This window comes from Nesterenkonia sp. F, from assembly GCF_000220985.1.
Taxonomy (GTDB): domain Bacteria; phylum Actinomycetota; class Actinomycetes; order Actinomycetales; family Micrococcaceae; genus Nesterenkonia.
Window position 1 is genome coordinate 1 of the sequence record NZ_AFRW01000001.1, and the last position, 19,027, is coordinate 19,027.

The 19,027-nt window shown below is 69.4% G+C and carries 12 protein-coding genes; 5 read left to right on the forward strand and 7 right to left on the reverse strand.

Annotated elements, in window-relative coordinates; genetic code table 11:
- Positions 1–159: 159 nt before the first annotated feature.
- Entirely contained in the window at positions 160–2,667 is a 2,508-nt protein-coding gene (locus tag GU5_RS0100010; protein ID WP_010523529.1) for a glycosyltransferase, read from the reverse strand.
- 153 nt (positions 2,668–2,820) lie between these two features.
- Positions 2,821–3,873, reverse strand: coding sequence for a hypothetical protein (locus GU5_RS0100015; RefSeq protein WP_139084227.1), 1,053 nt, complete (start codon positions 3,871–3,873; stop codon positions 2,821–2,823).
- A gap of 101 nt (positions 3,874–3,974) precedes the next feature.
- Here GU5_RS0100015 and GU5_RS0100020 point away from each other — a divergent pair, with 101 nt between their 5' ends.
- Together GU5_RS0100020 and GU5_RS16905 are read left to right on the forward strand one after the other, a co-directional pair.
- Positions 3,975–4,919, forward strand: coding sequence for a hypothetical protein (locus GU5_RS0100020; protein ID WP_010523531.1), 945 nt, complete (start codon positions 3,975–3,977; stop codon positions 4,917–4,919).
- A 223-nt stretch (positions 4,920–5,142) separates the two neighbouring features.
- Positions 5,143–6,111 carry a hypothetical protein gene (locus tag GU5_RS16905; RefSeq protein ID WP_139084228.1) on the forward strand — a complete coding sequence of 323 codons (969 nt, stop codon included), beginning with the start codon at positions 5,143–5,145 and terminating at the stop codon, positions 6,109–6,111.
- A gap of 357 nt (positions 6,112–6,468) precedes the next feature.
- On the opposite strand, the gene GU5_RS0100025 is transcribed toward GU5_RS16905, so the two are convergent.
- Entirely contained in the window at positions 6,469–7,254 is a 786-nt protein-coding gene (locus GU5_RS0100025; protein ID WP_139084229.1) for a hypothetical protein, read from the reverse strand.
- A 613-nt stretch (positions 7,255–7,867) separates the two neighbouring features.
- Here GU5_RS0100025 and wecB point away from each other — a divergent pair.
- The 3 genes from wecB (at position 7,868) to GU5_RS0100040 (ending at position 14,311) form a co-directional block, all read left to right on the forward strand.
- Positions 7,868–9,025, forward strand: coding sequence for a non-hydrolyzing UDP-N-acetylglucosamine 2-epimerase (wecB, locus tag GU5_RS0100030; RefSeq protein WP_010523533.1), 1,158 nt, complete (start codon positions 7,868–7,870; stop codon positions 9,023–9,025).
- A 61-nt stretch (positions 9,026–9,086) separates the two neighbouring features.
- Complete coding sequence (smc, locus tag GU5_RS13095; protein WP_010523534.1) at positions 9,087–12,851, forward strand: chromosome segregation protein SMC; 3,765 nt, start codon at positions 9,087–9,089, stop codon at positions 12,849–12,851.
- 128 nt (positions 12,852–12,979) lie between these two features.
- Positions 12,980–14,311 (forward strand): MFS transporter, encoded by a 1,332-nt coding sequence (locus tag GU5_RS0100040; protein ID WP_010523535.1) that lies wholly within the window; start codon positions 12,980–12,982, stop codon positions 14,309–14,311.
- 240 nt (positions 14,312–14,551) lie between these two features.
- Here GU5_RS0100040 and GU5_RS0100045 read toward each other — a convergent pair whose 3' ends face one another.
- From GU5_RS0100045 to GU5_RS17135, 4 genes are all read right to left on the reverse strand, one after another.
- Positions 14,552–15,835, reverse strand: coding sequence for an ammonium transporter (locus GU5_RS0100045; protein WP_033227605.1), 1,284 nt, complete (start codon positions 15,833–15,835; stop codon positions 14,552–14,554).
- 206 nt (positions 15,836–16,041) lie between these two features.
- Positions 16,042–17,244: a signal recognition particle-docking protein FtsY gene (gene ftsY, locus GU5_RS0100050; protein ID WP_010523537.1), complete on the reverse strand. Its 1,203-nt coding sequence runs from the start codon at positions 17,242–17,244 to the stop codon at positions 16,042–16,044.
- A 102-nt stretch (positions 17,245–17,346) separates the two neighbouring features.
- Entirely contained in the window at positions 17,347–18,582 is a 1,236-nt protein-coding gene (wecC, locus tag GU5_RS0100055; protein ID WP_010523538.1) for a UDP-N-acetyl-D-mannosamine dehydrogenase, read from the reverse strand.
- Positions 18,583–18,706: 124 nt separating this feature from the next.
- Positions 18,707–18,877 carry a hypothetical protein gene (locus tag GU5_RS17135; protein WP_158217706.1) on the reverse strand — a complete coding sequence of 57 codons (171 nt, stop codon included), beginning with the start codon at positions 18,875–18,877 and terminating at the stop codon, positions 18,707–18,709.
- Between the last annotated feature and the right edge of the window lie 150 nt (positions 18,878–19,027).

Below are 19,027 nucleotides of genomic sequence, written 5' to 3' on the forward strand. Positions count from 1 at the left end.
TCATCTGCTGCGAGCCGGGGCAGGTGGGCCAGGAGCTGCGACGGCTGAGCGACGACGCCGAGCGCGAGGCCCAGCGTCGCCGCGGAGCGGCCTTCCTGCAGCGTGAGCGCGACCGCGCCGCCTATGTGCGGCGGCTCGAGCGGTTCGGAGCTACACCGCTCAGAGATCGAGGTTGAGTCGGCGCTTCACCCGGCCCCCGGCACGCTTGACCTGGTGACCCACCGGTCGCATGAACGGCGCGTGCCGATAGACGCGGCGCGCGACCGGCCGCAGGCGCAGTACGAGGTCAGACTCGTGAGGCTGGTTGTTCCCGGTGCTCCCGCTGGCCCAATTCGCGGGAGCCTCAGGACGCATATTCGTAGTGCGCTTGTTCTTCGTGGTGCTCTTGTTCTTTGAGGTGCGCTTCTTCTTTGCGGCGGGCTTGTTCTTCGTAGCGGACTTCTTCGACGTGGTGGCCTTGGCGAGTTTCTCGCGCATGCCGGCATGCTGCTCCGTGAAGAAGATCATCCACTCCAGGATCTCCTGGGCGTCCTCCATCGTGGGCTCGGGCGAGAACTCCTCCGGCAACGTTCCGGTGATCAGCTGCTGGTAGAGCTTCGAGAAGTCGGGGGAGAGGGCACGACGTGATGCGTCGAGCGAGGCCTGTGACAGGTCGGCGTAGCGATCCGGGGCCTCGCTGATCTCGGCGATGCGACGGGCGAGGGTCTCGGCGTCCCCCTGGGGTGCGGTGACGACGCCCTCGTTGTCCTGGACGATCGTCAGCCACGGCAACTCGTACATGGCCGCCGGAAGTCCGCGAGCCTGAGCCTCGGCCAAGGTCAGCTGGTAGCCCTCGATGATGCTGGTGCTGACGAAGACGTGCGCCGCGTCGATCGCGTCGAGAAGCTCTTGGCCGTGCAGGGGGCCGACGACGTCGACCTGCTTGCTGACCTTGCGCCGTGCGGCCATGGCGGCCAGACGATCCGCCGTCATGTCCTCCCAGTCAGGTCCGATGACCGACAGCTTGAAGTCGACGTCGAGCTTGCGGAGCTCGGCGGCGACATCAATGAGATGGGAGACCTGCTTGGTGTGCTCCTCGAGGCGTCCCCACCAGACGAGCTGCAGCGTGTCCTGGGGAGCTGCCTTGGGCGTGTTCGTCGTCGCCGTCTCGCGTAGCAGGGACGACGGGGGGTTGGGGAGCCACGCAGTGTGGGAGACACCGCGGAGCTTCCAGAAGGCTGTGTCCAGCGCAGACAGGGTGACGAGCATCGCCAGGGAGTCGGCTCGACGTCCGATGAACGACAGCAGGTCCTTCAGATTGTACACCGGTCGCATCGCGAAATTGTGGATCCAGCCGATGGTGGGCACCCCGAGCCCGCGGGCCATAAGAGCATAGGTCGCCCAGTTCCTGCTGTAGAGGACTTGATGATCGATGATGACGTCGATCTCGTGGTCCCGGCAGATGTCGGCCCACTGCTGCAGGCGCTCGGGCATGCTGCCGGTCACTTCCACGAAGTCCACACCATCGGGTACCCCGTCGAGGATGCTGTTCGGTCGACGGGCGGCGATCGTCACCTTGTAACCGGCTTCGGAGAGGTGGTGCGCCTGGGCGAGGAGGACTTGCGAGACGCCTCCGGTGGTCAGAGCCTTCGTCGTCAGGAGCACGTTCCTGACCGGTCGGTCCTCGAGCTCTACGCGAGCACCGTGCTGGCAGAGCAGGATCAGGGCATCCGGGGCATATTCGGCCGCGGCCAACACTACGTCGGTGGCCGGCACACGGTCGTGCAGGTGCTGCAAGCAGGCGGTGTGCAGGTCCGTGTTCGAGCTCTTGATGAGGTAGTCCAGGACATTGCCGATCATCGAACGGCGAGCGGTCTCGTACCCGTCGAGAACCGGCTCCGGGTCGGGGATCCGGCGGGCGAGAGCGCGGACGGCCGGAGCCATACTCTCCACGGAGTCGATGCTGCTGGCGTAGAACTCGAACTGCTCGAGGCGCTCGACGCGGTGCCCGCTGCCGCCGCGGCGGAAGTAGTAGCGGTACAGGTGATCGGGAATCGACACGTAGTGCTGCGCGGAGGCCGCGACGACGAACGTGATCGGCAGATCGTTGACTCGCGGCAGTACGAGGTCCTCAGGGAACAGGTCATACGCGTCGCGCAGCAGCTGGGAGCTGAAGAGGAAGCGCCAGAGCTGGCCCTGGGCCCGCTTCCCCACGGGGAAGAATGTGCGCAGGATGTCGGTTCCCTCGAGGGCGGAATGGGTGGGCTGCAACCTCTTCTGGTAGCCGCCGACCGACCGACCGTCCGGGCCGAGCACGGCGACGCCGAAGCCCACGAGATCGGCTCCCGTCGCTTGGGCCTTCGCGACGGCCTTCACCGCCGCGCGGGGATCGAGCTCATCGTCGCCGTCGAGGAAAAGCGTGTATGGCGCCGACGCTGCCAGGACACCTTCTCTGCGGGCCTGGAAGGCAGACCGGTTCTCCGGCTGGCGGATGAGCCGGATACGCGAGTCGTCCTGCTGGTACCGCTCGATGATCGCCGGTGTACTGTCCGTGGAGGCATCGTCGACACAGATGATCTCGATCTCGTCCAGCGTCTGTGCCAGGCAGCTTTCCAAGGCCTCGGCGATCCAGTCTTCGTCGTCGAACACCGGCATCACGATCGATACCAGAGGTGAGGGAGTGTGCATAGAAGAGGGCTCCATCGTCGGTGCGGTGAGTGTCGGGGGCAGGACGGCAGATGCGCTGCGACCGGGCGGTCGGCGTCAGGCTCCGGACATCTTATCTGCTCTGCGCGGCCGGGTACGTCCGGCACATTGAGGGGAGATGGGTCGGCGGGCGGGCTACAGACTGGCTTTCATAGCCACATCGATGCGGAGCGCGAGGTCGGCCAGCTCGGCGCGCGCCCCGTCGATCGCCGGAGCTACTGTGGGGAGCTGAGACTCGAGGCGCTCCCCGAATTCGGCGAGCTGATCGTAGCGTCCGACGAGTTCACCGAGGCCGGCCGCCGCGAGCAGTCGTTCGATCTTCTGCGGGTCGGCTGCCGAGCCGATCGGGCAGGCGCCCTCGGTGGCGCCGATGATCAGGCCGTGGGCCCGATCGCTGATGACCGCCAGAGATCGCCCGTAGACGTCGCGGGCATGCGCATCCAGATCAGCGTGGCTCATGCTGTGCGGCACGAGATACTCGCCCCCGAGACTCTCGGCCAGCAGTGCCGATCGAGGCGCATCGCGGGCGACCTGAGCGAGTGTCACGATGCGCGTGGAGGTGGCTGCGGCGAGATCACGGACGGCCTGGAGCCACTCCTCATCCGGCCAGGGACGGTCGTAGCGGAGCGAGACGGCCAACAGCCGTCGAGACTCCGGAGATGTCCAGTCGGTTGTCTCGGTACCTAGCGAGTACGCCCAGTCCGGGGCGACGCCGCCGAAGCCCGCGGCGTCTCGCGACGGGCGATCGCGCCACGACACGACTGACGCCTCCCGCAGGATCGGGTGGAACGTTGACTCATCGACGGCGGAGGGGTCCTTGAGCCCCGTGCCGGCGACGATCAGCGTGCCTCCGTTCTCGAGAACCTTCTGGAGCTGAATGGCGGTATGCCGGTGGGGGTATATCCCGCCTCGCGGCGTGACCTCGCCGGCGTAGTACAGCAGTACTGCCCGTGAGGTGTTCTTGCTGGCCTTGATCCAGGAATCGTCGGTTCGATACAGAAGATCCTCGGGCCGCAGCGGAAGCCCGGAGAGGTAGTCGGTCGTTCTGCGTTCACCAAGCTGTACGTGGAAGCGGCGTCCGGCCCCCTGTGCTGCCCGGAAGTAGGCGGCGCGCAGCGCGGAATCGCCGAGATTGTCGTCCTGGCCGCCCAGTGGGATGTATACGTCCTGCAGGAAGTTTTCACTCATCATCACTACTCTAATATGATGCGCTGGTGACTCATGTGAATGCACTCGCCGGTGATCCGGCCCCACTACGTGTGTCTATCGGCCATCGACCTCCCGCGCCGATGACTGCCTACGTCGATCAGATCGTCGGCGACGGCATCTCGGAGGACGAGTTCTCGTTCTTCATGGGGTCGTATCGGCCCCGTGAGGTCGACGTCGTCCACTTCTACGACGTGGCCGGCTTCCTCGGGGGGCGACGTCGGACGTCAGAGGAGCGATTCGCCGCCGCGACGGAGATCGTCGAGGACGTCCGGAGCCGAGGCATCGCCCTGATCCGGACAGTCATCGGTTCCCCTGAGAGGCAGGATGCCGCTGCGGCCCTCCTCGACCAAGCGACCGACAGGTTCGTCGTGTTGGACCGTGCGACGCCGACACCTGATCCGCAGCGGACGACGTTCATCCCGCATGCGCATCATCGGGAGCGCTTCCTGGGTTATCCACGGGGGGAGAAGGTTCCGGGGCGGTTGCTGTGCATAGCTCGAGCCGGAGTCGGACGTTCGGCCGAAGGGCCTCTCAAGACCTTCTCCGTCACCGACACGCCAGGACTCTCACTCCGGGTCGTCGGCGAAGAGGATCCGACCATCGCGTCGACATTGTCTCGGGCTGTCCGGCGGAATCGCGAGGCTGTCTCCTCACGCACGGAGATGCTCTCGGACGCGGAGCTGATTCGGGAGATCGACGGCGCCGAGCTCGTCATCCTCCCGGAGGTCGAATCGCTCAACGACATGGGGCTGCTCTTCACCGTGCTTTCGATGGACCGGCCGGTTCTGATGCCTGACGGGCCTGCGGCGCGTCAACTCGCCGAGGACGTCGGGGCGGGGTGGGTCATGCGACACAGCGGCCCGATCACCGCCGAGTCGGTCGATGAGGCTGTGGGTGCCTTGCGCAAGTCCAGTCGGTCCGAACGCCCGAATCTCGAGGGGCGTGACATCAGCTCCACTGGAGAGTCCTATGCCGAGGTATATAGGGAGGCTAAGAACCGAACTGCTTCGGTGTACCGGTCGTGAGTATGCTGGTTCACACATGCCGTGCCGTCTGGAAGTCGAGGGCAGGGAAGCGACGGAGTGCGGTCCCGACTGAGCTTTGTGGACGATTCGCGTGGGACTACTGAAGTAGGGGACCAGTATGATGGAGAGATTTGCCCGCGGGCTAGGACTTGCGGGGCGTGATGGGAGAGGGTCAGACTTCTCCCAGGAGAATGGTGACGAGAGTCAAGGAGATACCAGTCCTGTGAGCGTGCATGAGCAGACCCAGAACCCCGCCTCTGAACAACACTCGCGGAACTCAGTGCACCGTTCGCTCACGCTCCATATAGGTGCTCACAAGACGGCATCGTCGCTGTTGCAGACTACTCTCCGGCGTGATGGGAAGACTCTTCGTGAGAGAGGCCTGACCCGAGTCCATCGTCGGGCGATCCTGAAGAGCGAATTTCATGAATCGATTCGAGACACGATTCAGCACGGCGGGAAACCCAACAACCTCGAGAGAGATCGCGAGTCTTTTCTTAGTTTGTTGGAAGGGAAGTCTGACAATGTTCTGATGACGACTGAAGATTTCTTCGAGACGTTCAACCATCCCCGATTCTACCAGCATATTCGGGACTGCCTGGAGTATGTGTGCGAAATCGTGGGTGGCAATGATATCAAAGTCATCCTTTATGTTCGGAACCAGGTCGATTATATCGAATCCATGTTTATGCAGCATGTCCACCTTGGACACGATCGACGGCTTGAAGGTTTCATTTCGAAGTATATGGGATTCGATCTCTCTTGGAAAAGGGTTCTCGATGACATCGCCAGCGTTATAGGGCGAGAGAATGTCGTGGCGGTACCCTACGAATCTATCAAGCGGGTCGGCGCAACGAGCTTTTATCAAACGTTTCTTTCGGAGCTCGGAATATCTGATGTTTCTGACCTGGAGATTGCTCAGGATGAAAGTGAGGGACGAAGCGCTAACAGGAGCTACTCCCAGGACGCTTTCGATATTGCCAGCGTGATCAACCCTCTTCTCGATAAGGATGGGCGGAACACTCTTCGAAAGTTCCTTCAGCAGAAGTACTCGACAGCCACGCACCCTCGAGCTGTTTTGATTTCTGATGAACAGCGCGATGAAATTCGTGACCGCATCCGCGAGGATAATGAGAACTTGTTCTCGGAGTATCTCTCAGATTGGGAGGCTGACAGGGCGGCATATCTGTGATCAACTCGGACCCGTCTGCCCTAGACTTATGGCGATAGGCGGTATTCGCGGCGGTATAGCGACAATGCCCGCTCCCTTGCCGTTCAAGGGTAGGACCTGATGTCGCGATGGTCTGCCGCAGCGAGGGTGTCGCTGCGGCGGTGACCGGTCTCCACCGATGAGGCTCAGAATCTTGATCGGGGCTCGCGGCAGATGATCATATCCAGAGATACGGTTCGGCCGGGTCCTCGACAGGTCTAGCTCGGGGGCTTGACGGTCGGAATCTGCACGCTGGGGATCCCCGGTTCCTGAGTCGAACGTGCGGGACGTGGGGAGAATGCCCATCGTCGCGGTGTGCGGCGGTCTAGGCAGGAATGATCACGCCCGGGACACGGAGACCATCTGCCGAATGATTGCCTCGGCGACGTGTCGACGTCGCCCGACCCACGGAAAGTGGTGCACAGAGATTCCGGCACGGGTGTCGACGTCGAGGACGACCGCGTCGTCGGCATCGTCGATACCTTGCGCGAGGATGTCTACGCTGGCGGCCTTGCATCCCGGAACGGCCCAGACCGCGTCCACTGCCAGGGTCTGCAGCGCGTTGCCGAGCACTCCGGTGACGTCCACGGTGACGCCGCCGGCGGGAGCGGCAACGTCCTGGCCGAGCAGGTAGGGGCGGTTGTGCTCAGAGACTTCGTCCAAAGATAGCCCGGTTTGCTGCGCGTGGGCGAGCGCGTCGTGAGGGTGCTCACCGAGCCGGGGGTGGGCGTCTCGGTGCTGTGCGGCTTCGGAGACGAGTTCGCGCACCGTGCGGCGTCCGTCGCCGAGGCGGTAGAGCGGGACCCGGGCCGTGGCGGCGACGAGCTCCTCGCCGACGACGAACACGCGCAGATCGACGCCCGAGTGCTGCCGCTCGACGACTACGGCGGGATCGGCGCCGACGACCTCGCCGCGATGAGCGACGGCCGCCTTCCAAGCGGCGTCGAACGCCGCGGCGTCGCCGACGTTCCGGCTGATGCCCGCGCCGGCCTGCGAGAAGGCCGGCTTGACCACTGTCAGGGCACCGAGTTCGGAGAACCAGGCGGCACCGGCGTCGCGCTCCTCCGGAGCGAATGAGCGTCCCTCCGGGATCGGGATCCCGGCCCGGTCCAGCAGGCCGCGCACCCGGGGGATGGAGAGGGCGGCGCGGTCGGCCTCGTCGCTGGCCAGGCTCGTCAGGTGACCGACGAAGCCCCCGACGACCCGTCCGCCGCCGGTGATGACGTGGTGGTTGCGATGGACTTTGCTGACGCCCAGCTTCCGGCGCCGTGCGGCCGCAGTGAGGAGCTTCGTGGTGGACTGGCCCCGGCTCTCGCTGTAGTCGTTCGGGGTCCCCCCGCCGTGCTCGGCCAGGAACGCCCGCACGGGCTCGTGCACATCGGCCGACGGCGTCGTCGGTTCGGATGCTGTCTGTCGCGAGGCTCGATCGGTGTGGCGCATGCGGGGCACGGTCAGCATTCCTTCCCCGGCAGCGGCCGGTCGACATCGACGGGACGGCTCGCGACGAGGCGGAGGGTCCTACGCATGGGCACCTTTCAGAGCGGGGGCGGCGCGTGGCGTCGCCGTCCCTCCTCGGCGGAGCGGACTCGCCCGAGTCTACCAAGGGGCCGTCGCTCGAGGACCCGTCGCACCGGGTGTTCGGCGGATCCCGGCGAGTCGCGTTCGACCGCGTGACTCCAGGCACCGTGCCGGGGCGCTCCGGGGCGTCGCCCCCGGCGGGAGAGCGCCGATGAGTAGGATGGGGCCCGTGAAACGGATCATGCCCATCTACGGCACGCGGCCCGAGGCGATCAAGATGGCGCCGATCGTCCAGGCGCTCGACGCCAGCGACCACTTCGACTGTCAGGTCACGGTGACCGGCCAGCATCGCGAGATGCTCGATCAGGTCAACGAGCTCTTCGGCATCGTCCCGGACCATGACCTGAACATCATCCGGCCGCGCCAGACGCTCAACGGCGTGCTCACCCGCACGGTCGACGGCCTCGACGAGCTCTTCGACGCGCAGACGCCCGACGCCGTGGTGGTGCAGGGGGACACGACGACCACCACCGCCGGTGCGCTGGCGGCCTTCTACCGCGGCATCCCGGTGATCCACGCGGAGGCCGGGCTGCGCTCCTTCGACCTGACCTCCCCGTTCCCGGAGGAGGCCAACCGTCGGATGACCTCCCAGATCGCCGCGCTGCACCTGGCACCGACGGCCCAGTCGCGGGCGAACCTGGAGCGCGAGGCGATCACCGGCGAGGACATCGTGGTCACCGGAAATACAGTGATCGACGCGCTGCTGGAGGTCGCCGCGCAGCAGGTGCCCTTCTCCGACGCCCAGCTGGAGGAGGCGGCCGCCTCCGGCCGCGACGTGCTGCTGGTGACCACCCACCGCCGGGAGAACCAGGGCGCGGCCATGGAGGGCGTCGGTCGGGCGCTCGCCCGGCTGTCCGAGCGCCACCCCGAGAAGCTGATCGTGCTGCCGGCGCACCGCAACCCGGTGGTCCGCGAGGCGATCCTGCCCGCACTGGCCGGACATGAGAACGTCATCGTCACCGAGCCGCTGCCCTACGGCGAGTTCACCCGACTGATGAACCTGGCCACCGTGGTCCTCACCGACTCCGGCGGCGTGCAGGAGGAGGCGCCGAGCCTGGGCAAGCCGGTGCTGGTGATGCGCGAGAACACCGAGCGCCCCGAAGCCGTCGACGCCGGCACGGTGCGGCTGATCGGCACCGGCGAGGACCGTGTGGTCTCCGAGGTCTCGGCGCTCTTCGAGGATCCGGCCGCCTACGCCTCCATGGCCAACGCGGTGAACCCCTACGGCGACGGCGACGCCGCGGCGCGCACCGTCGCGGCGATCGAGAAGCTCTTCGGCCTCGGGGAACGGCTGCCCGACTTCGCTCCGCACTCCTGACCGCCGGGAGGATCCCGCCCACGACCCCGCCCACGACCCCGAGGAGGGAGGCGCGCCGAGCGTGCACCTGAAGACGCTGACGATCCGTGGCTTCAAGTCCTTCGCCTCGGCGACCACCTTCGAGTTCGAGCCCGGCGTGACCGCCGTGGTCGGGCCCAACGGCTCGGGCAAGTCCAACGTGGTCGACGCGCTGGCCTGGGTGATGGGCGAACAGGGCGCGAAGTCGCTGCGCGGCGGGTCCATGGAGGACGTGATCTTCGCCGGCACCGCCGAGCGCCAGCCGCTGGGCCGCGCCCAGGTCTCGCTGACCATCGACAACACCGACGGCGTGCTGCCGATCGAGTACACCGAGGTCACCATCTCGCGGACGATGTTCCGCACCGGCGGCAGCGAATACACGATCAACGGACAGAAGTGTCGGCTGCTGGACATCCAGGAGCTGCTCTCCGACTCCGGCCTCGGCCGCGAGATGCACGTCATCGTCGGCCAGGGCCAGCTGGACCAGATCCTGCATGCGACCCCCGAGCAGCGCCGCGGCTTCATCGAGGAGGCCGCCGGGGTGCTCAAGCACCGTCGTCGGCGGGAGCGCACCGTCCGCAAGCTCGACTCCATGGAGGGCAACCTCGAGCGGCTGCAGGACCTGATCTCGGAGATCTCGCGCCAGCTGGCTCCGCTGGGACGGCAGGCCACAGTCGCCCGCCGGGCCCAGCGCATCCAGCACGACGTCCGCGATGCGCTGTCCCGACTGATCGCCGACGACCTGGTCCAGGCGGCGACGGCGCTGCACGAGTCCGGGCAGGGCGAGGAGGCCGACACCGCCCGGGCGGAGGAGCTGCGCGCCTCGCTGGCCGCGCAGGATGCCGAGATCTCCCGGCTCGACGAGCAGGCCCGCGGCCAGCGGCGCCGCGCCGAGCAGCTGGTCGCCGGCCACCACCGGCTGGCCCAGGCCCAGGAGCGGCTGCGCTCGGTGGCCTCGGTCGCCGCCGAGCGTGCGCGCAGCCTGCACGCGTCGGCCGTGGTCGACACGTCCGGCAGAGACCCGGAGCAGCTGCGCGCCCAGGCGCAGCAGGTCGGCGCCGACGCCGAGGAGCAGAAGGCGGCCGTGGAGGGCACCGGCCAGACGCTGCGCGAGACCGGCGATCGGCGGGAGGCCGCCGAACAGGCGCTGCGCGAGGAGGAGAACCGGCTCACCGAGCAGCTGCGCGCCGTCGCCGACCGGCGGGCGGGTCTGGCGACGCTGCGCGGCCGGGTCGACACCGCCCAGGGACGCATCGACGCCGCCGACGCTCGTCGCCGCCGCGCCGAGGAGCAGCGTGAGACCGCGCAGACCGACCAGGAGCGCGCCCGGGCGGAGTTCACCACCCTGGAGCAGCAGGTCGCCGAGGTCGAGACCGGCGAGGAGGACCTCGACGCCGCCTACGAGAGCGCCCACGCCGACTACGAGCGGCTGCGCGGCCAGCACGAGCAGCTGCTCGAGCGACGTCGGCGGCTGGAGTCCTCGGTCAGCGAGTATCGCGCCCGGCTGTCCGGTCTGTCGGCCGCCCGCACGCCGCGCGACGGCGCCGCCGCGCTGCAGGACCGGCGCCCGGAGGGGCTGCTGGGTCCGCTGGCCGACCGGCTCGCCGTCGTCGGCGGCTGGGAGAAGGCCGTGGCGACCTGTCTGGGGACGTTGGACACCGCCCTGGTCGCGGAGGACGCTCCGACGGCCGAGGCTGCGCTGAGCTGGCTGGCCGAGCAGGACGCCGGCCGCGCCCACCTGGTCCACCCGCTCGCCGACTCCGGGGGTGCCGGGGGAGCCGCGGCAGGGTGGGATCCGGCCGCGGAGGTCAGCCTGCCGACCGGATCACTGCGTGCGCTGGAGGCCGTCACCGTCGACGCCGAGCTGGCCGCGCCGCTGCACCGGCTGCTGGCCGGCGTGGTGCTGGTCGACGACGGCGACGGCTCCGACGACGGCGCGAAGGACAGCGCAGCGGGGGACGGGCCCGAGGGTCGCGTCGACCCCGCCGAGCTGCTCGCGCTCGACGGCGTCACCGCCGTGGTCACCTCCTCCGGGGTGATCCTCCGCGCCGGCGAACGGGTCGGCGGCACTGCGCTGGAGAACTCCGACCTGGCGATCACCACTCAGATCAACGAGCTCACCGAGACGCTGCAGGGAGCCGAGGAGGAGCTCGCCGCAGTCGTCGCCGCTGTCGAGGAGCGCGAGCCGCAGGTCACCGCGGCTGCGACCCGCGTGGATGAGGCGCTGGAGGCTCTGCACGCCAACGACGCGCGGCTGACCGCCACCACCGAGCAGCTCGGCCGGCTCTCCGCCGAGCTCTCCCGGGCCGAGGAGCGGATCGCCCAGACCGGCGCCGAGATCGAGGCGGCCGCCGCCGTGCGGGCCGAGGCCCAGGAGCAGCTCGACGAGGCGCAGGCGCGGCTGCAGGCCGCCGAGTCCGACGACGTCGACGAGGAGCCCTCCACCGCCGAGCGGGACCGACTGTCCGAGGAGGCCTCGGCCCGACGGCGCGAGGAGGTCGACGCCCGCCTGGCGCTGCGCGCGGCCGAGGAGCAGCACTCCCAGCTGCAGGAGCGTGCGGCCTCGCTGCGCCGCAGCGCCGCCGCCGAGGAGTCCCGGCGCGAGGAGGCGCGGCGCGTCGCCGAGCGGCGCAGCCGGCGCGCCGGCGAGGCGGAGCAGATCCAGACCGAGGCCGAGGCCGCCGTCGAACGGCTCGACACGGTGCTCGCCTCGGCCCAGCGCGCCCAGGAGACGGCCTGGAGCCGACACCGCGAGCTGAGCGGGCGCATCGAGGAGCGTCGCGCCGTCCGGTCCCGCGAGGCCGAGGAGCTCGACGAGGTCACCGCCCGGCTGCACCAGGCCGAGCTGACCCGCACCGAGCTGCGGCACCGCCTCGAGGCCGCCGAGCAGCGCGGACATGAGGAGCTCAGCCTCACCCCGGAGTACCTCATCGAGAACTACGGCCCGGACCAGCCGGTGCCTGACCCCGACGCGGCCGAGGCAGACTCCGGCGGGGCAGACACCGGAGGGGCAGACGCCGGAGGGGGAGACGCGGAGGAAGAGGACGCCGAGCCCGCCGGCCGCCCCTACGACCGCGCCGAGCAGGAGGCCCGCCTGGCCCGCGCCCGGAAGGATCTGAAGGCCCTGGGGAAGGTCAACCCGCTGGCCCTGGAGGAGCATGCGGCCCTGGAGGAGCGGCACAGCTACCTGCAGTCGCAGCTGGAGGACCTGCAGAAGTCCCGGCAGGATCTGATGGACATCATCGCCGAGGTCGACCAGACCGTGGAGCGAGTCTTCACCGAGGCCTGGCGAGACACCGCCGAGCAGTTCGAGCGGGTCTTCGCCCGGCTGTTCCCCGGCGGCGAGGGGAAGCTGGAGCTGACTCATCCCGAGGACATGCTCAACACCGGCATCGAGGTCCACGCGCGGCCGCCGGGCAAACGGATCCGCCGGCTCTCGCTGCTCTCCGGCGGAGAGCGCTCGCTGACGGCGGTCGCGCTGCTGGTGGCGATCTTCAAAGCCCGGCCGAGCCCGTTCTACGTCATGGACGAGGTCGAGGCCGCGCTGGACGACACCAACCTCTCGCGGCTGCTGGTGATCTTCGAGGAGCTGCGCGAGTCCTCGCAGCTGATCGTCATCACCCACCAGAAGCGCACCATGGAGGTCGCCGACGCGCTCTACGGCGTCTCGATGCGCCAGGACGGCTCGACCCGGGTGATCTCGCAGCGGCTGGACCCCGGGCGCCGCGAGGCCGGGGACGACGTCGGCGAGCCTGCTGGCGCGCCGGTGGAGGCCCCCGACTCCGCGCAGGCCGTGGCCGGGCGGTGAACGTCGGCGTCCGCCGGAGGCGGCGGCATGCCGGGAACACCGCGGCGCGTCGCGCCGTTGTCCACCAGGTGTCCGCCGTCGCGACGGCGGCGTGAGAGCTGATCCCCCGAGACCCCAGGAGCGTGTCGATGTCCGGCGGCGGACTGCGCAGCAGACCCGGCGAGGAGCCGGAGGAGAGCCCGGACGGCGGCCCCGACGGGTCCCCGGACACGAGCCCCGACACGAGCCCCGACGCGACGACCGTCGGGGAGCAGGCCCGCATCCCCATCCCGTCGGAGCTGAAGGTGCTGATCCTCGCGGCCTTCGTGGTCGCCATCGGCTTCGGCATCGTCGCCCCGATCCTGCCGCAGTACGCCTCGCGCTTCGGCGTCTCGGCGATGGCCGTCTCGGCGGTCGTCTCGGCCTTCGGACTGTTCCGCCTGACCTTCGCCCCGGTCTCCGGGCGGCTGACCCAGAAGCTGGGCGAGACTCCGGTCTACGTGGTCGGGCTGCTGATCGTCGCGGCCTCGATGCTGGCCACTGCCTACGCACCGACCTATGAGACGCTGCTGCTCTTCCGCGCGGTCGGCGGCATCGGCTCGACCTTCTTCACCGTCTCGGCGATGACCTATCTGGCGCGCAAGTCGCCGCCGCAGATCCGCGGCCGCGTCTCCGGCGCCTATGCCTCGGCCTTCCTCATCGGCAACGTCGTCGGCCCGCTGGTCGGCTCCGGCCTGCTGGTCTTCGGGCCCCATGTGCCGTTCCTGGTCTACGGCGCCGCCCTGGTGGTCGCGGCGATGATCGTGTTCTTCATGCTCCGGCGCTCACGCCTCGAGGACCGCGGCCGCGCCGACACCCGGGAGAAGGCGACGCTGTCCGAGGCCTGGCGGAACACCAGCTACCGGGCGGTGCTCACCGCCGGCTTCGCCAACGGCTGGGCCACGTTCGGGATGCGCAATTCGATGGTGCCGCTCTTCGCCGCCTCGGCCTTCGCCGGAGCGGGCTGGCTGGTCGACTCCTCCCAGCTGGCCGGCGTCGTGCTGGCGGTCTTCGCCGGCGGCAACGTCGCCTCGGTGCTGTTCTTCTCCAAGCGCAGCGACCGATGGGGCCGACGTCCGCCGATCATCGTGGGGATGCTCGTCGCCGGCGTGATGACCGGCCTCTACGGCATCGCTCCGGAGCCCTGGGTGCTGATCCTGCTGAGCCTGGTGGCCGGGGCCGGCACCGGGCTGGTCAATCCTTCCCAGCAGGCCGCCATCGCCGACGTGGTCGGTGAGGGGCGCAACGGGGGGCCGGTGGTCTCCACCTTCCAGATGACCCAGGATCTCGGGGCGATCACCGGCCCGCTGCTGGGCGGACTCATCGTCGACCACCTCGGCTACGGCTGGGCCTTCGGACTGACCGGCGTGGTGATGCTGATCGGCGCCGGGGCCTGGTCGGCCGCTCCGGAGACGCTGCGGCGCACCCCGCCCGGCGGCTGAGGCGCGGGGACGCGGAAGAGGATTCGGGCGCCGGGTTCGGGAATCGGCATGGGACATCGGCAGGGGGCATCGAGTGGCGGCTCCCTGCAGCATCTGCCTGGCGACACGCCGTGGCGCCGGGGAAGATGCCGCTGGGAGCCGCCACTCGACGCACAGACGGGGCCGGAGTCGAGCGTGCTGCTCGTCTCCCGGCCCCGTCAGCCTCCCCGCGCGGCGGGGACGCAGTTCACCGAGTCGGCGTCATCGCGCGGTCGCGCGCTCCGGAGAGTCCTGGCCGGCGGTGTCGACCTCGCCGAAGATGTAGGCGCTCTCCTCGTGCTCGGAGGCGTCGATGCCGGCCTCCTCGACCTCGCGGGAGACGCGGAAGCCCATGATGCCGTGGATCGCGTAGGCGATGATCAGCGTCATCACCACGGTGAAGACCAGGGTGACCACGACGGCGACCAGCTGGGCGGCCATCAGCGAGAATCCTCCGCCGTAGAAGATGCCGGCGCGCTCGCCGTCGATCAGCTCCGAACGGCCCAGCAGGCCGATGGCCACCGTGCCCCAGAGACCGGCGACGAAGTGCAGGCCGACGACGTCGAGGGTGTCGTCGAAGCCGAGCTTGTACTTCAGCTCCACCGCCAGGCAGCAGACCGCGCCGGCGATCGCGCCGATGATGATCGCGCCGACCGGATCGACGTGGGCGCAGGCCGGAGTGATGGCCACCAGGCCGGCGACGATGCCCGAGGCCGCGCCCAGTGCGGTGGGCTTGCCGCCGCGGGCCCGCTCGGTCAGCAGCCAGGTCACCAGCGCCGCGGCCGGGGCCAGCAGGGTGTTGACCCAGATGAGGCCGGCCTCGCCGGCCTCGGAGGCCGCGCCGCCGTTGAAGCCGAACCAGCCGAACCAGAGGATCGAGGCGCCCAGCAGCACGAACGGGGTGTTGTGCGGGCGGTGGGTCTCGCGCTTGTGGAAGTTGTTGCGCTTGCCCAGGATCAGGGCCAGCACCAGCGCGGCCAGCCCGGCGCACATGTGGACCACCAGTCCGCCGGCGTAGTCGACGGCCTCGCCGACGCTGTCTCCGATGGCGCCTCCGGCGACCAGCAGGCCGCCGTCGCCCCAGACCATGAAGGCCAGCGGGCAGTAGACCAGGGTCACCCAGACGGGGACGAAGACCATCCAGGCGGAGAACTTCGCCCGGTCGGCGACGGCGCCGGAGATCAGCGCCGTGGTGAGGATCGCGAAGGTGGAGCCGAAGCCGACGCCGATCAGCGCGGCCGGGTCCTCGGCGAGCGTCCGGTAGAGCCCGATGTCGCTGCTGGGATCGCCGAAGATGCCCCCGACCGACTCGCCGCCGGCCACGGCGGAGCCCCACAGCGCCCAGACGACGGCGACGAGCCCGATGGCCGCGAAGCTCATCATCATCATGTTCACCGAGGACTTCACCTGGGAGAGTCCGCCGTAGAAGAATGCCAGGCCGGGCGTCATGAGGAGCACGAGCGCGCTCGCCACGATCACCCAGACGTCGAGAGATGTGAGTTCCATGTGTGCCTCCAGGAGCTTGGTCTCACCGGCGACTCTCACCGGTGCGAGCTTGGAGTCCATGGTGTCTGCGGCGTGTTTCGGCCGGAGCGCCTCGATGTTTCCCCGGCGTAAAACCTCACGCTCCCCGGTGCCCGTCGTGGGACGAGGGCGCCGGGGAGCGTGAGATCAGCGGGCCGCGCGGGGCGGTCGCGGCGAGGGCGGGCGGCTCAGCGCTCCTCAAGCAGCGCGTCGACGAACTGGTCGGCGTCGAAGGGTGCGAGGTCGTCGGGGCCCTCGCCGAGGCCGATGAGCTTCACCGGCACGCCCAGCTCGCGCTGGATCGCGACGACGATGCCGCCGCGGGCGGTGCCGTCGAGCTTGGTCAGCACGATGCCGGTGACGTCGACGACCTCGGAGAACACCTTGGCCTGGTTGAGGCCGTTCTGCCCGGTGGTGGCGTCGAGGACGAGCAGGACCTCGTCGACCTCGGACTGCTTCTCCACGACGCGCTTGACCTTGCCGAGCTCGTCCATGAGGTTGGCCTTGTTCTGCAGACGTCCGGCGGTGTCGATCATCACCACGTCGGACTCGTGCTCGATGCCCGCCGAGACGGCCTCGTAGGCGACCGAGGCCGGGTCGGCACCCTCGACGTCGGAGGAGACGGTCGGCACGCCCACGCGGGAGCCCCAGGTGGTCAGCTGCTCGGCGGCCGCGGCGCGGAAGGTGTCGGCGGCGCCGAGCACCACGTCCTTGTCCTCGGCGACCAGCACGCGGGCCATCTTGCCCACTGTGGTGGTCTTGCCGACGCCGTTGACGCCGACGACCAGCACCACCGAGGGCCGGTCGGAGACGTCGACGTTCAGGCTGCGGTCCATCGAGGGGTCGACCAGGGCGGTGAGCTCTTCGCGCAGCATGGTGCGCACGCGCTCCGGGTCCTTCGAGCCTTCGACGCGCACGCGCTCGCGCAGCCGGTCGAGCAGCTCGGTGGTGGGCTCGGTGCCGAGGTCCGCCATGAGCAGCGTCTCCTCGATCTCGTCCCAGACGTCGTCGTCGATGTCGTCGGAGGAGAGCAGCGCCAGCAGCGACTTGCCGAAGACGTTGTTGGACTTGACCAGCCGGGCGCGCAGCCGGGCCAGTCGTCCGGCGACCGGCTCGGGGGTCTCCAGCGCGGGAGTGGTCTCCTCGGCGGGCTCCGCCGGTTCGGCGGGCTCTGCGAGCTCCGGTTCGGCGAGGGGCTCGGCCTCCTCGTCCTCGGGCGCGGCGACCGCCGTCGAGGAGTCCTCGGACGCGCCGTCGGGACGGTCGTCGGCGTCGCGGGTCTCGGGGTAGGTGCCCTCGGGCACCTTCCCGCCGCGGACGAGCAGGACGCCGAGCACCGCGGCGAGGATCACGGCCAGAATGATGACAAGGGTGAGAACGTCGGAATCCACCCGTCCAGTGTGGCACAGCCCGGCCGTCCCCGGCCGCGCGACGCCCCGTCGCCGCCCCGGGCTCGGGGACCCCGCCGGGGCGCATCGTGCGAGATCAGCGGCTCAGCGCCAGACTCCGCGGGTGTCGATCACGGTGGCCTCGCCCAGTCGCTCGGCGGGGATCTCGGTGAACTGGCGATGATCGACGAGCAGCACCACGATGTCGGCGGCGTCCAGGGCCTCCTCGACCGGGGTCAGCGTGACGTTGGCCGCCGCGGCCAGCGAGGCCGGCAGCTCCTCGACGTTCGGCTCGACCGCCCGGATCGTCGCCTCCGGGGCGCGCTCGACGAGCCGCTCGGCGATCCGCAGCGACGGCGACTCGCGCAGGTCGTCGATGTTCGGCTTGAAGGCCAGTCCCAGCAGGGCCACGGTCGCCTCGGGACCATGGTGCTCCAGCGCCTGCTCGATGCGGCCCAGCACCCACTCCGGCTTGCCGTCGTTGGTCTGCCGGGCGGTGCGGATGAGCCGGGCCGACTCCGGAGCGGCGTCGACGATGAACCACGGGTCCACCGCGATGCAGTGGCCGCCGACTCCGGGGCCGGGCTGCAGGATGTTCACCCGAGGATGGTGGTTCGCCAGCTCGATGAGCTCCCAGACGTCGACCCCGATCTCCGCGCAGATGACCGAGAGCTCGTTGGCGAAGGCGATGTTGACGTCGCGGAAGCTGTTCTCCACCAGCTTGGCCATCTCGGCGGTCCGCGCGTCGGTGAGGAGCATCTCGCCGCGGCAGAAGCGGGCATAGAGGTCGCGGGCGGCCGCGGCGGCCTCGGGCGTGGTGCCGCCGATGATCCGGTCGTTCTGGGCCATCTCGACCATGATCCGGCCCGGGAGCACGCGCTCGGGGCAGTGGGCGACCAGCACGTCGCCCGCGGCGAGGTCCGGGCGCTCGGCCAGGATGGTCGCCCCCATGTGCTCGGTGGCGCCGGGCGGCGAGGTCGACTCCAGGATGACCAGCTCGCCGCCGGTCAGATGCGGGGCGATGCCCCGGGCGGCGGCCTCGATGTAGGACAGATCCGCGGCGTGGGCCTCGGTGAAGGGCGTCGGCACTGCGACGATGTAGGCGTCGGCGACCGGGGTCTCGGCGGAGGCCGACAGCGTCCCGGCGGAGACGGCGCGCTCGACGACCTCGCGCAGTCCGGGCTCGACGAACGGGACCTGCCCGGCGTTGACCGCCTCCACGGTGTGCGCCGAGACGTCCATGCCGATGGTCTCCACGCCGGCGTCGGCGAGGACGGCCGCCGTCGGCAGGCCGATGTACCCCAGCCCGATGACGCCGACGGTCTCGATGCTTCTGCTCACGATGTCCTCTCTCCGGGACGACTGCTTGGAGCCGCGGGCTGGTCGCTGCGGCGGGTCGCGATGATGGGCGTGCGATCCGACTGGCCACTCTATAACACAGCGCCGGCGCGGCGGAGCAGGGCGTTCACGGATCGAGCGACGGCACCGTCTCGGGGAGGCGCCGCTCCAGGAGGGGCACCATCGACTCGACGTAGTAGGTGCTGAGATGGCTGTCGTCGCGCCACACTGCCACGTCGCCGACGACCGCCGGGCAGATGCCCTCGTCGGTGATCTCGGGGCAGATGTGCTCCGTCATGTCCAGCGTGTGCACGCCGGAGGGGAGTCCATCGCGTCCAGCGGGTCGTCCGGCGCGATCTGGGCGGCTTCTGCGCCGCATGCGGCCGGGGCTCCCTCCTCGGCGAGACAGTCGGCGACGTCGACCGGCGGGCGCGGAGTGCCGCGCATC

Bases quoted from the DNA above. Each gene is read 5' to 3' on its own strand.
- GU5_RS0100040 (WP_010523535.1), top strand. From the start codon at position 12,980: ATGTCCGGCGGCGGACTGCGCAGCAGACCCGGCGAGGAGCCGGAGGAG.
- GU5_RS0100010 (WP_010523529.1), bottom strand. From the start codon at position 2,667: ATGCACACTCCCTCACCTCTGGTATCGATCGTGATGCCGGTGTTCGAC.
- wecB (WP_010523533.1), top strand. From the start codon at position 7,868: ATGGGGCCCGTGAAACGGATCATGCCCATCTACGGCACGCGGCCCGAG.
- GU5_RS0100020 (WP_010523531.1), top strand. From the start codon at position 3,975: ATGACTGCCTACGTCGATCAGATCGTCGGCGACGGCATCTCGGAGGAC.
- GU5_RS0100045 (WP_033227605.1), bottom strand. From the start codon at position 15,835: ATGGAACTCACATCTCTCGACGTCTGGGTGATCGTGGCGAGCGCGCTC.
- GU5_RS17135 (WP_158217706.1), bottom strand. From the start codon at position 18,877: ATGACGGAGCACATCTGCCCCGAGATCACCGACGAGGGCATCTGCCCG.
- GU5_RS0100015 (WP_139084227.1), bottom strand. From the start codon at position 3,873: ATGAGTGAAAACTTCCTGCAGGACGTATACATCCCACTGGGCGGCCAG.